General features: G+C 62.2%; 11 protein-coding genes. 7 read left to right on the top strand and 4 right to left on the bottom strand.

Going from position 1 to position 12,583, the window contains the following annotated elements; translation table 11 throughout:
- Nucleotides 1-89 precede the first annotated feature (89 nt).
- Complete coding sequence (locus tag LQ249_RS10790) at nt 90-1,859, top strand: bifunctional diguanylate cyclase/phosphodiesterase (protein ID WP_057005839.1); 1,770 nt, start codon at nt 90-92, stop codon at nt 1,857-1,859.
- On the opposite strand, the gene LQ249_RS10785 is transcribed toward LQ249_RS10790, so the two are convergent.
- From LQ249_RS10785 to LQ249_RS10770, 4 genes are all read right to left on the bottom strand, one after another.
- The gene (locus LQ249_RS10785; RefSeq protein WP_017846885.1) at nt 1,856-2,227 is read right to left on the bottom strand and encodes a hypothetical protein; all 372 of its coding nucleotides are present in this window, start codon (nt 2,225-2,227) and stop codon (nt 1,856-1,858) included. The two genes, LQ249_RS10790 and LQ249_RS10785, sit on opposite strands and share 4 nt — an antisense overlap.
- On the bottom strand, nt 2,224-2,562 hold the full coding sequence (locus tag LQ249_RS10780) for a helix-turn-helix domain-containing protein (RefSeq protein WP_046385332.1): 339 nt from the start codon (nt 2,560-2,562) through the stop codon (nt 2,224-2,226). The genes LQ249_RS10785 and LQ249_RS10780 overlap by 4 nt, the downstream gene beginning before the upstream one ends.
- Nucleotides 2,563-2,668: 106 nt before the next feature.
- Nucleotides 2,669-3,127, bottom strand: a complete 459-nt coding sequence (locus LQ249_RS10775; protein WP_017846883.1) for a YkvA family protein — start codon at nt 3,125-3,127, stop codon at nt 2,669-2,671.
- Nucleotides 3,128-3,442: 315 nt separating this feature from the next.
- Nucleotides 3,443-4,174, bottom strand: a complete 732-nt coding sequence (locus LQ249_RS10770) for an FKBP-type peptidyl-prolyl cis-trans isomerase (protein WP_017846882.1) — start codon at nt 4,172-4,174, stop codon at nt 3,443-3,445.
- 247 nt (nt 4,175-4,421) lie between these two features.
- Here LQ249_RS10770 and LQ249_RS10765 point away from each other — a divergent pair, with 247 nt between their 5' ends.
- From LQ249_RS10765 to kdpB, 6 genes are all read left to right on the top strand, one after another.
- Nucleotides 4,422-6,233, top strand: coding sequence for a di-heme-cytochrome C peroxidase (locus tag LQ249_RS10765; protein WP_017846881.1), 1,812 nt, complete (start codon nt 4,422-4,424; stop codon nt 6,231-6,233).
- A 29-nt stretch (nt 6,234-6,262) separates the two neighbouring features.
- Nucleotides 6,263-7,393: a catalase family protein gene (locus LQ249_RS10760; protein ID WP_371920074.1), complete on the top strand. Its 1,131-nt coding sequence runs from the start codon at nt 6,263-6,265 to the stop codon at nt 7,391-7,393.
- Between the two features lie 522 nt (nt 7,394-7,915).
- Nucleotides 7,916-8,014, top strand: a complete 99-nt coding sequence (gene kdpF, locus LQ249_RS31500) for a K(+)-transporting ATPase subunit F (RefSeq protein ID WP_074851717.1) — start codon at nt 7,916-7,918, stop codon at nt 8,012-8,014.
- A gap of 107 nt (nt 8,015-8,121) precedes the next feature.
- Entirely contained in the window at nt 8,122-9,828 is a 1,707-nt protein-coding gene (gene kdpA / locus LQ249_RS10750) for a potassium-transporting ATPase subunit KdpA (protein WP_232566445.1), read from the top strand.
- Nucleotides 9,829-9,838: 10 nt separating this feature from the next.
- Nucleotides 9,839-10,498: a K(+)-transporting ATPase subunit C gene (gene kdpC, locus LQ249_RS10745; RefSeq protein WP_126589465.1), complete on the top strand. Its 660-nt coding sequence runs from the start codon at nt 9,839-9,841 to the stop codon at nt 10,496-10,498.
- Nucleotides 10,499-10,510: 12 nt separating this feature from the next.
- On the top strand, nt 10,511-12,580 hold the full coding sequence (kdpB, locus tag LQ249_RS10740) for a potassium-transporting ATPase subunit KdpB (protein ID WP_057005841.1): 2,070 nt from the start codon (nt 10,511-10,513) through the stop codon (nt 12,578-12,580).
- Nucleotides 12,581-12,583: the final 3 nt, after the last annotated feature.

The raw sequence follows: 12,583 nt of genomic DNA, 5'->3' as shown, positions 1-12,583 counted from the left end.
AGAGTGTCATCATATAGACATCATTCTGTCGTGAAATAAAGGACCGTCGGCTCACCGCCTGCGGTCCTTTTTTTTCGATCGAGATCGCCATGACCATGACCGAACAGCTGAATGCATTGGGCTCTATCCTGGCTCAAGGCAGTTTGCACAGCCTGTTCCAACCGATCATCTGTCTGTCCGAGCGGCGTATCCTCGGCTACGAAGCCCTCAGCCGTGGCCCGTCCAACAGCCCGCTGCACTCCCCGGTCGCCCTGTTTGCCGTGGCCGGCCATGCCGGGCGCCTCAGCGAACTGGAAATAGCCTGCCGCGAAAGCGCATGCCGACGCTTCAGCGAGCAGAAGTTGCCGGGCAAGCTGTTTCTCAATATCTCGCCGGAATCCCTGATGGAAACCGCGCACCAACCGGGCCGCACCCTGCAACTGCTGCGGGACTTCGGCATCCCCCCCAGCCAAGTGGTGATCGAACTCACCGAGCAGTCGCCCACCGACGATTTCGACCTGCTGCAAACCGCCCTGCATCACTACCGCGACATGGGTTTCGCCATCGCACTCGACGACTTGGGCGCAGGGTATTCCAGCTTGCGCTTGTGGTCGGAACTGCGTCCGGATTACGTGAAGATCGATCGGCACTTTATCGACGGCATCCACCAGGACGCGCTCAAGCGCGAATTTGTCGGTTCTATCCTGCAGATCGCCCGGGCGTCGCGCGCCCAGGTGATTGCCGAAGGCATCGAGCTGCCGGAAGAGCTGGCGGTGCTGACCGAGATGGGGGTCGACCTGGTCCAGGGTTATTTGCTCTGTCGTCCCCAAGAACACCCGCCGCAGGAAGCGCGCCTGATGCTACCCAAACCCGATAACGCCAACATTGCCCTCAGCGAAGAAGGCAGTGACCTCAGCGCCCTGCTCAACGAGCAGCCGGCAGTGAATCAGGACACCGCCACCGCCCAGGTGCTGGAGTCCTTCCGCCGCCAGGCCAACCTCAACTCCCTGGCGGTGCTGGATGGGCGCGACCGGCCGGTCGGGATTGTGCATCGCCATTCGTTGTCCGACGCCCTGCTCAAACCGTTCGCCACCGACCTGTTCGCGCGCAAGCCGATCAGCCGCCTGATGAGCGATGATTTTCTCGCGGTGGAGTTGAGCCAGTCCCTGCAACAGGTCAGCCGGCTGCTGACCAGCCGCGCCCGCCAACGCATCGAGGAAGACTTCATCATCACGCTGAACGGCGACTACCTCGGCCTGGGCCGGGTGATCGATGTGCTCAAGCTGATCACCGAGCTGAAGATCCAGCAGGCGCGCTACGCCAACCCGTTGACCCTGCTACCGGGCAACGTGCCGATCCAGCAGTGCCTGACGCGACTGTTGCAGCAGCAACGCGAGTCGGTGATTTGCTACGTGGATATCGACAGCTTCAAGCCGTTCAATGACATCTATGGCTACGGGCGTGGCGATGAAGTGCTGCTGTGCCTGGCGCAATGCCTGAATGACCGGGTCGACCCCAGCCGCGACTTTGTCGGGCATATCGGCGGCGATGACTTTTTGCTGGTGCTCGGGCCGCAGGATTGGCGCAAACGGCTCAATCAACTGCTGGACGATTTCCACACCCAATGCCGACGCTTCTATCGCGCAGAACATCTGGACGCCGGCTGCTTTGTCGCCTTGAACCGCCAGGGTGTGCGCCAGGAATATGCTCTGTTGTCGCTGTCCATCGGCGTGGTGCATTTGTATCCACAGGCCTGTGGACAACTCGATGCCAGCCAGTTGGCGGAGCTGGCGTCCCAGGCTAAACACCATGCCAAGGACATCGCCGGTTACAGCATCCACGTGATCGACAGCCTGGACATGCTGCCCCTGCCGGTTTAAGCCTCGGCGGATTCCGGGTACTCGTATTCGAACACGCGCACCACCTCCGAAGCGTGCCAGGACGCGGCGGCCACGCCATCGGAAGGCCCGCAAAAACGCCCCAGGCGCTCCACGCATTCAAAAAAACCGGTACGCGGCAGGCGGCTGGCACCCTGGCTGATCACCAGGGAACTGCGCAATGGCTGCTCGGCCTTGGCATCCAGCGCCGCCAGATGTTCCAGGGCGGCGGTGAGGGTCTGCATCGCCGGCGTGGGAAATTGCAGGCGCTCCAGCAGCGCACGGTAAGTCAGCAAGTGGCGCTGGCGGCGCGCCTGGTCCAGTTCGTGGAGTAACCCATCCCAGTGTTGACGGCTGATACGTAGGCTCAAGATTCATCCCTCCAACCTGCCACGCCCAATTCCCAGGCCAGACTGCGGCGGATCGCGGCATCCGGCTGGCGTTCACCACTTTCGATCAATCCGAGGTACGAGGGGCTGATCCCCACGGTACGGGCCAGGGCTTCAATAGCCAGGCCCTTGGCTTCGCGCAAGCCGCGCAGGTCTGCAAGCGGGTGCAGGTCCTGGGCTGGCGCGGCGTGGGCAGTAGAAGAAGGTGCTGGTGCGGGTTGCTGCTGACCGGCGGCTTTTAGCAGCGCCTGGTACTGATCCCATGGCAACACCGCATATTCGGGTTCGCCATCCCGTGAAATTATCTGAATATCCATGACAGCCCCGTAGGATAACAACACTTACTAAGTAAGCACTTTCCTTAAGCGCTTTCCTAAGGAGTGTAATCCTAACAGCCACAAAGGTCGCAGGGGGATCGCCGTATCATGGGGTTTTTTGCCGGTTTTCCTGGGCCAGCAGCGCGGGCGTCGCAGGCAGGCGCTCAACCACGGCGAGCTTTTCCGGACGCTGCGCCTCACGCCAGGCGCGAAAGGCGCTCAGTTCGGCGCTCAGGCTCTTCATGACCCAGGCCAGCACGGCGATGTCGTCGAGCATGCCGAACATGGGAATAAAGTCCGGTATCGCATCGATCGGACTGAGGAAATACATCAGTCCTGCGACGACCGACACCAGCGCCTTCGGGCTGATCGCGCGGTACTCGCCCCGCCAGTAGGCCAGGCACAGGGCCTGGAGCAACTTGAGGTCATCCTTGAGCTTACCGAGGCGGTTGCCCTGGCTTGCGCCCTTGGCCGCCACGGCGAACAACAGCGTCGGCAAACGCCCACGCCCCAGCAAGCGCGCGGCCATGGGCAGAAAACGGGCGAAATTGAAGGGTGGTTTCATTCGGCACTCCAGTTCCATGGGACAGAGAAGGTTATCCACACAAATTGTGGATAACCTTGTGAACAGAGCCGGTTTTCACCGCTGAGAGCCACGGTTTACAAGGCCTTCAGTCAGATCGGGCGTTTTTTGCGCACATCAAAAAAACCCAAGAATTCATTGACTTGGCGCTTGCGTCCGGCTACCTGCACTCGAGTCTTGATCAGACTGCCGCACCTTGCGGACGTTCGTTTGGGTTTGCACAGGCTTGAGTGTGCAAGCGTGCGGCAAAAACAACAACGCCCCGTCGAGACGGGGCGTTGGGTGTTCAGGCGCCGATTACTTCTTGGCGGCTGGTGCGTCAGGAGCTTCAGCCTTGGCCGGGTCCTTGATACCCAGCAGTTCCAGGTCGAATACCAGCACGGAGTTGGCCGGAATCGCCGGGCTCGGGCTCTGGGCACCGTAAGCCAGGTCGGACGGGATGTACAACTCGACCTTCTCGCCGACGTGCATCAGTTGCAGGCCTTCGACCCAACCCGGAATCACGCCGCTGACCGGCAGGTCAATCGGGCTGCCGCGATCCACGGAGCTGTCAAAGGTGGTGCCGTTGGTGAGCTTGCCGGTGTAGTGAACAGTCACTACGTCGGTCGGCTTAGGCTGAGGGCCGTCGGCTTTCTTGGTGATCTTGTACTGCAGGCCGGAAGCCGTGGTGACTACACCGTCTTTCTTGGCGTTGTCTTCGAGGAATTTCTTGCCGGCGGCTGCCGACTCTTCGCTCATTTTGGCCATGCGTTCTTCAGCACGCTTTTGCAGTGCGGCAAACGCTTCAACCAGTTCGTCGTCTTTCAGCTTCTGCTCTTTCTTGCCGACGGCATCTTCAATGCCCTGGGCTACCGCTTTGGAATCCAGGTCATCCATGCCTTCTTGGGCAAGGCTTTTGCCCATGTTCAGGCCGATACCGTAGGAAGCTTTCTGCGCCGGGGTTTTCAGCTCTACGCTGGTCTGCGAATCACAACCCGCAAGTACCAGGCTAACCAGGGCCACCGCCGCCGCCAACCGATGCTGTTTCATGCTATTTCCTTGTTCATGCGCCAAAAGGGCAATCGAATAAAGTCGCGAGCTTATCAGGCGGCCACGACCAATGGCTACCGGCATCTGAGCAGGAAACTTCTGATAAGTTCACGTGTTTAAACGCATTTTCATTCATGATGGGCGCCCGCGACGGATCGCGGGACTGCCTGTCAGCAGGACCATGGCCACTTGCCGCACCTGTGGCGTAGTGGCATAACAACGCAATCACTCGACAAGGATAGTTATCTTGCGCATTTTTTCCCGTGTTTTATTGCTGATTCTCGCCCTGCTGGGCCTGATCCTGGCGGTGGTGCTCTATTACACCGTCAACCCCAGGCTGCCGGACTACGTGCCCGTGGAACAGGTACGCTACCAGGACCAATGGAGTGCCGCCGACCGCCAGACCTATTACTTCACGCCCCAGGGCACCCAGGTAAAAGGCCTGCATTACGACTGGTTCACCGCGCTGGAACTGCCGTTTTCCGAACAGCGCTTTGCCGCCCCGGAGTACCTGGCACGCTTCGGCTTCCTGGTCGACCCCAAGCAAGTGCCCAGCACACAAAACCCCGGCAACCTGCCGGTCGGCTTCGCTCGACACAAGAATGCCGGCAACAATACCGAATACCTGGACATCACCTGCGCCGCCTGCCACACCGGCGAACTGCATTTCAACGGCCAGGCCCTGCGCATCGACGGCGGTTCGGCCCAGCACGTGCTGCCGTCCAGCGTGCCGACCTTGCGCGGCGGCAGTTTCGGCCAGGCCCTGGTGGCCAGCCTCGCCGCGACGTATTACAACCCCTGGAAATTCGAGCGCTTCGCCCGCAAGGTGCTCGGCCACGATTACGACACTCACAATGAACAACTGCTGCGCCAGGACTTCAAACAGTCGCTGAACCAGTTCCTCAAAGTCGCCTGGAACGACACCCATCGCGGCCTCTACCCCACCGAAGAAGGCCCGGGGCGCACCGATGCCTTCGGCCGCATCGCCAACGCCAGCTTCGGCGACGCGATTTCGCCGGACAATTACCGCGTTGCCAACGCGCCTGTGGACTACCCGCAACTGTGGGATATCTGGACGTTCGACTGGGTGCAATGGAACGGTTCAGCGCAACAACCGATGGCGCGCAATATCGGCGAAGCCCTCGGCGTGGGAGCCACCCTGGGCTTCTTCGACAACGCCGGCCAACCGCTTCAGGGCGACGCGCGCTACCCGTCGAGCGTGCGGGTGCGCGACCTGAACCTGATCGAAGAAACCCTGCAGCGCCTCAAGCCGCCGACCTGGCCGGAAGACCTGTTCGGCGCCATCGACAAGCCCCTCGCCGCCCAGGGCCGCGCACTGTTCGCCGAAAACTGCGCCGGCTGCCATGTGCCGGCCGTCACCCAGCAAAATGGCCGCCCGGTACAGCAACTGAAGATGCTCCCGGTGGACGCCATCGGCACCGACCCTGGCGCCGCCAACAACATTGCCGACCAGCGCTATGACCTCAGCGCCTTGAAATGGGACCCGGCGGAGCTGGCCCAACTGAATGTCGAGTTGCACCCCACGCCTACCGAACCGCTGGACCTGAAAAAAATCTCCGTGGCCAAGGGCCTGGCCTACGTCACCGCCTTCGTTGAGGACCACGCCTACCGCGCCGCCGGCGTTACCCCGGCCGAGCGCCCACGCCTGGACGGTTACGGCCTGCCCATCGGCGTGCGCGAATTGCGCGCCTACAAAGCGCGGCCACTGGCCGGCGTGTGGGCCACCCCGCCGTTCTTGCACAACGGCTCGGTGCCGACGATCTACCAGTTGCTCTCGCCCCAGGACGAGCGCGCCACCACCTTCTATAAAGGCACCTTCGACTACGACCCGCGCCACCTGGGCTTTCAGACCGACGCGTTCAAAAATGCCTTCCTGTTCGATACGCGCATCACCGGCAACCACAACAGCGGCCATGAATTCCGTGCCGGCCAGCGTGGCAACGGGGTCATCGGCCGCGGCCTGCTGCCCCAGGAACGCTGGGCGCTGCTCGAATACCTCAAAGTCCTCGGCGGCCCGCTGGAGCAACAACTGCCATGATTATCCACTCGCACAACCAGCAACCGTCCATGCTCGCGCGCCTGTGGCTGCGCCTCGGCGCCGTGCTCGGCAAAACCCTGGCATGGCTGCTGGCCCTTGGCCTGCTCGGCTGGCTGGCCGCCACCGCCTGGTACGCCTGGCAGTACAGCGGTCCGGTGTCGCCGGATGAGCAGATCCCGTCCGGTGAAGCGGCAATGACCCAAGGCATTATCCAGACGGCAGTGCGTATCGTTGACCAACACCGCGAAGGCACGCGCTACCTGCGCGACGCCCACGCCAAGGCCCACGGTTGCGTGAAGGCCGAAGTCAGTGTGCTGGCCGACCTCGATCCGGCGTTACGCCAAGGTGTGTTCGCCGAACCGGGCAAGACCTGGCACGCCATGATGCGACTGTCCAACGGCAACGCCTACCCGCAATTCGACAGCATCCGCGATGCGCGCGGCATGGCCATCAAGCTGCTCGACGTGCCGGGCAAACAGCTGCTCGCCGACCAGCAAGCGCGGGCCGAGCAGGACTTCGTGATGTTCAGCCACCCGAACTTCTTTGTCAGCGACGTGGCCGAATACGCGCAGAACATCGGGGCCCAAGCAGACGGCAAGAAGGTCCTGGCATTTTTTCCCAAGCTCGACCCGCGCAGTTGGCAGGTACGCCACCTGTTCATCGCCCTGGCGACCCTGGCCCCCGCGCCAGCCAGCCCGACCCAGACCACGTACTTTTCCGTCTCGCCCTACAAGTTCGGCGCGGCCAACGCCAAGTTCCGCGTCGCACCCGACCCGCAAAGCTGCCCGGATTACGTGCCGCCCAAACAGAACCAGGACCTGCCGAACTTCCTGCGCAGTGCGCTGAACCAGCAACTGTCCACCGACCGCGTGCCGGCGTGTTTCGTGTTGCAGATCCAGCGGCAGAACCCGCAGAAGTTCATGCCGATCGAAGACACCAGCATCGAATGGAAGGAAAGCGATGCGCCCTATGAAACCGTGGCCAAGGTGACGATCCCCGCCCAGGATTTCGACACGCCGGCGCTGAACCTGGCGTGCGACAACCAGTCGTTCAACCCGTGGTTCGGGCTGGAGGCGCATCGCCCCATCGGCGGGATCAACCGGTTGCGTAAAGCGGTGTACGAAGCCGTCAGCGACTATCGGCATAGCCGCAATTTGTAAGGTTGGGGCTGTGTGGGAGGGGGCTTGCTGCCTCCCACATTTAGATCTCATTACAATAAGCAGATGTTGTGTCGTTCTACTTTTCGTAAAGAATGCGTATAGATTGCCAATTCGCCATAACGATTACGTCGCCTCTATTGAGTCACTAAGCGCGAACGTTCTACCGTCACTTCCTACCCCCAAACATCCGTAGGAAGTCATCGTGGAAAGTTCAACTTTAGGCATGGTCGTCCTCTCAATGATTGCACTCTTCGGCACCGCCGCGTTTTGCTTCGAGCACCTCGCCACGCGCAGCGAGAAGAAAAAGAAAGCCAAATAAACAGCGCGTCAACATCAGCAGAACCCCAGTTTTTCAAGGGATACCCGGGCGGCGGGCTATCCCTTTTTTTCGTTCGCCTCGCATAACTTCGTCTCTATACCGTCTTAATACCGCCGCCGCTAATCAGTGCCTGGGCTTGATACCCCAGCGATTAACCTCCCCGCGTCCGCCATTGCGGCTTATTCATTCAGGGGAGTTACACCGTGCTCACACTCACGTTCATTTATATCGCCAGCGGCTTATGCGCCGTGGGGCTGTTCGCTTACTTGGGCTACGCACTTATTCGCGCAGAAAAATTCTAGGGAGTTCGCCATGTACGACCTGATGTTTATTGGCCTTTCCCTGGTGTTTTTTGTTGCGACTGCCATGGCCATTGTCGCCATGGGCAAGATTTGAACGGAGCCACGACATGTTAAGCACGCTGCTGGAATTTGCGCTGGTCCTGGGGTTGATGACGGGACTCGCGGTACTGATGGGCAAATGGCTGACCCGGGTGTTCACCGGGACTTACCATGCCTGGCCGGAACGTTGTACCTATCGCCTGCTGGGCATCGACCCGCAGGAAAACATGGGCTGGGCCCGTTACGGTTCGGCGCTGTTGCTGTCGAACGCGGCGATGATGCTGCTGGGCTATCTGGTCCTGCGCCTGCAGGCGGTGATGCCGATCAACCCGCTGGGGCTGGCCGCGCAAACGCCGGACCTGGCGTTCAACACCACGGTGTCCTTTATTACCAACACCAACTGGCAGGCGTACTCGGGCGAGACCAGCCTGTCGAACTTCAGCCAGATGGCGGTCATCACCTTTCTGATGTGCGTCGGCGCCACCTCCGGCGTGGTCGCGGCGGCCGGTTTCATTCGCGGCTTGAGCCGCTCCAACTCGGGCGACCTCGGCAACTTCTGGGTCGACTTCACCCGCACGCTCTACCGCGTAATGCTGCCGCTGTGCCTGGGCATGGCGCTGGTGTATGTCTGGCAGGGCATGCCGCAGACCTTCGCTTCCCAGGCGCTGGTCACCACGCTGGAAGGCGCGCAGCAGCAGTTGATTGTCGGCGCGGTGGCCAGCTTTGAGTCGATCAAGCACATCGGCACCAACGGCGGCGGTTTCTTCAGCATGAACGCGGCGCACCCGTTCGAAAACCCGACGCCGCTGACCAACATCCTACACATCCTCAGCATGTTGCTGATCCCGTCGGCATTGACCTACACCTTTGGCAGCATGCTGGTGCAGCGTCGTCAGGGTTGGGTGTTTTTCGGCACCTTCCTGGTGATGTTCATCGGCTTCCTCGCCCTGGTCTACGGCGCCGAGCAAAACGGCAACCCGCTGCTGACCCAGGCCGGCGCCAACCAGAGCCTGTCGCTGGAACAAAGCGGCGGCAACATGGAAGGCAAGGAACTGCGCTTCGGCATCGCCGACAGCAGCCTGTTCATCGCCACCACCACCGCCGCGACCACCGGCTCGGTCAACACCATGCACGACTCGCTGACCCCCATGGGCGGTTTCGTGCCCTTGGCGCAGATGATGCTCAACTGCGTGTTCGGCGGCGACGGCGTGGGCTTTATCAACCTGATCCAGTACGCCCTGCTGACGGTGTTCCTGGTGGGCATGATGATCGGCCGCAGCCCCGAGTTCCTCGGCAAGAAAATCGAGGCGCGGGAGATGAAACTGGTGATGCTCTCGGTGCTCGCGCACCCCATCAGCATCCTCGGTTTCACCGCCCTCGCCGCCCTGTGGCCCGACACCCTGGCCAGCCTGAACAACCTCGGCCCCCACGGTTTCAGCGAGGTGCTCTACGCCTATACCTCCGGCACCGCCAACAACGGCTCGGCCTTCGCCGGCTTGAACGCGAACACACCGTTTTTCAACACCACCATCGGCCTGGCGATTTTGATCGGGCGCTTCTTCACCATGCTGCCGATGCTCGCCGTGGCGGGTTCCCTGGCGATGAAGAAAACCGTGCCTGCCGGTGCCGGCACCATTCCCACCGCGACCCCGCTGTTCATGTTGCTGGTGGTGTTCGTGGTGCTGGTGGTCGGTGGCCTGACCTTTTTGCCGGCGCTCGCGCTCGGCCCGCTGGTGGAGCAACTGCAGTTGCTGTCCGGCCAGACGTACAACTGAGGACACGTGGATGACGACTCAATCGATATTCAAAGGGCTGTTGCGCCCGGTGCTGGTTTCGGCGGTGTTTTTCATGCTGTTGACGGGGTTCGCCTACCCGGCGCTCACCACCGTGACCGCCCAACTGGTGTTCCCGTTCCAGGCCCGCGGCTCGCTGATTGAACGCGACGGCCTGGTCATGGGCTCGGCCCTGATCGGCCAGCACTTCACCCGGCCGGAGTACTTTCACGGCCGCCCGAGCATGACCCTCGGCGCCGACCCGCAAGACCCGAGCAAAAGCGTGTCGCAGCCATACAACGCCGGCTCCAGCGGCGCCAGCAACCTGGGGCCGACCAGCCAGAAGCTGCTGGACCAGGTGGCCGCACGCGCCCACGCCTATCGCCAGGACAACGGCCTGGCCGCCGATGCCCTGGTTCCGGTGGACGCAGTCACCGCTTCCGCTTCAGGCCTCGATCCGCATATCTCGCTGGCCAATGCGCGGCTGCAACTGCCACGGGTGGCGCGCCTGCGGCAGATCCCCGAAGCCGAGCTGCTGCAACTGGTCAACCAATACACCAGCGCGCGCACCCTCGGCCTGCTCGGCGAACCACGGGTCAATGTGCTGCAACTCAACCTTGCGCTGGACGCCCGCCTGCCATCGCGTCAGCCCCCTATTGCGGCCAGTGAGTAAGAGATTTCCCTCATGAAGAATGCTCGTTTACCTCTGTTTGATCGCGCCATCGTCCTCACCGCGTGTGGGGATGCGCTGAAGAAACTGCAGCCCCAGGCGCAATGGAAAAACCCGGTGATGTTCGTGGTCTACCTGGGCAGCATCCTCACCACCTTGCTGTGGTTCCAGTCCCTGGGCGGCCAGGGTGAAGCGCCCAGCGGCTTTATCCTCAGCATCACCTTGTGGCTGTGGTTCACCGTGCTGTTCGCCAACTTCGCCGAGGCCCTGGCCGAAGGACGCAGCCGCGCCCAGGCCGCGAGCCTGCGCGGCATGAAACGCCAGACCCTGGCCAAGTTGCTGCAACAGCCCAAGCACGGCGCGGCGTGGCTGCCAACGGAAGCGACGCTGCTGCGCAAAGATCAGGTGGTGCTGATCGAAGCCGGCGACCTGGTGCCGCTGGACGGCATCGTGATTGAAGGCGTGGCGTCGGTGGACGAAAGCGCGATCACTGGCGAATCGGCACCGGTGATTCGCGAGGCCGGCGGCGACTTTTCCTCGGTCACCGGCGGCACCCGTGTGCTGTCGGACTGGCTGGTGGTGCGTATCAGCGTCAACCCCGGCGAGTCGTTTCTGGACCGCATGATCTCGATGGTCGAATCGGCCAAGCGCCAGAAGACCCCGAACGAAGTGGCGCTGACCATCCTGCTGGTGGGCCTGACCCTGTTGTTTCTGCTGGTGATCGCCACGCTGAGCCCTTACTCGATCTTCGCCGTGGTCATGAGCGGCAGCGGCAGCGTGGTCAGCGCCACGGTGCTGGTGGCCTTGCTGGTGTGCCTGATCCCCACCACCATCGGCGGCCTGCTCTCGGCCATCGGCGTGGCGGGCATGAGCCGGATGATGTCGGCCAATGTCATCGCCACTTCCGGGCGGGCAGTCGAAGCGGCGGGCGACATCGACGTGTTGCTGCTGGACAAAACCGGCACCATCACCCTGGGCAACCGTCAGGCCAGCAGCTTTTTGCCGGCGCCGGGGATAAAAGAGGCCGAGTTGGCGGACGCCGCGCAACTGGCGTCCCTGGCCGATGAAACCCCGGAAGGCCGCAGCATCGTGGTACTGGCCAAACAGAAGTTCGACATTCGCGCGCGGGACGTTCACCAGTTGGGCGCCAGCTTTGTCCACTTCACCGCGCAAACCCGCATGAGCGGGGTCGACCTGCCCGAAGGCCGGGCGATTCGCAAAGGTGCGGCGGACGCGATTCGCAGCCATATCGAGGCGTTGGGCGGCAGTTTTCCGACAAGCTTGCAGGCCAAGGTCGATGAAGTCGCGCGGCGTGGCAGCACGCCGCTGGTGGTCAGCGACGGTGCCAAGGCGCTGGGCGTGGTCGAACTCAAGGACGTGGTCAAGGGCGGCATCAAGGAACGCTTCGCCGAGTTGCGGCGCATGGGCATCAAGACCGTGATGATCACCGGCGACAACCGCCTGACCGCTGCCGCCATTGCGGTGGAGGCCGGCGTGGATGACTTCCTCGCCGAAGCCCGCCCGGAAGACAAGCTGCAATTGATCCGCGACTACCAGGCCCAGGGCAAGCTCGTGGCGATGACCGGCGACGGCACCAACGATGCGCCGGCGCTGGCCCAGGCCGACGTGGCGGTGGCGATGAACAGCGGCACCCAGGCCGCCAAAGAGGCCGGCAACATGGTCGACCTCGACAGCAACCCGACCAAGCTGATCGAAGTGGTCGAGGTCGGCAAACAGATGCTGATGACCCGCGGCGCCCTCACCACCTTCAGCGTGGCGAATGACGTGGCGAAGTACTTTGCAATCATCCCGGCGGCGTTTGTCGCGACCTATCCACAGCTCGGCGCATTGAATGTGATGCACCTGGCCAGCCCCAACTCGGCGATTCTCAGCGCGGTGATTTTCAACGCGCTGATCATTGTCGCGCTGATTCCCCTGGCCCTGCGCGGTGTGACCTACCGCTCGATCGGCGCGGCGGCGTTGCTCAACCGCAACCTGCTGATCTACGGCCTGGGCGGGGTGCTGGTGCCGTTTGCCGGGATCAAGCTGATCGACCTGCTGCTGACGGGGTTGGGCCTCGTATAGCGC

The organism is Pseudomonas sp. 7-41, assembly GCF_021233075.1.
GTDB classification, from domain to species: domain Bacteria; phylum Pseudomonadota; class Gammaproteobacteria; order Pseudomonadales; family Pseudomonadaceae; genus Aquipseudomonas; species Aquipseudomonas veronii.
The sequence above is the reverse complement of the archived record's forward strand: the minus strand, read 5'-3'. Positions and strand labels throughout refer to the sequence as shown.

Coding starts and splice junctions, on each gene's coding strand:
- LQ249_RS10790 (WP_057005839.1), top strand. CDS start 90: ATGACCATGACCGAACAGCTGAATGCATTGGGCTCTATCCTGGCTCAA.
- LQ249_RS10780 (WP_046385332.1), bottom strand. CDS start 2,562: ATGGATATTCAGATAATTTCACGGGATGGCGAACCCGAATATGCGGTG.
- LQ249_RS10775 (WP_017846883.1), bottom strand. CDS start 3,127: ATGAAACCACCCTTCAATTTCGCCCGTTTTCTGCCCATGGCCGCGCGC.
- LQ249_RS10770 (WP_017846882.1), bottom strand. CDS start 4,174: ATGAAACAGCATCGGTTGGCGGCGGCGGTGGCCCTGGTTAGCCTGGTA.
- LQ249_RS10760 (WP_371920074.1), top strand. CDS start 6,263: ATGCTCGCGCGCCTGTGGCTGCGCCTCGGCGCCGTGCTCGGCAAAACC.
- kdpA (WP_232566445.1), top strand. CDS start 8,122: ATGTTAAGCACGCTGCTGGAATTTGCGCTGGTCCTGGGGTTGATGACG.
- kdpC (WP_126589465.1), top strand. CDS start 9,839: ATGACGACTCAATCGATATTCAAAGGGCTGTTGCGCCCGGTGCTGGTT.
- kdpB (WP_057005841.1), top strand. CDS start 10,511: ATGAAGAATGCTCGTTTACCTCTGTTTGATCGCGCCATCGTCCTCACC.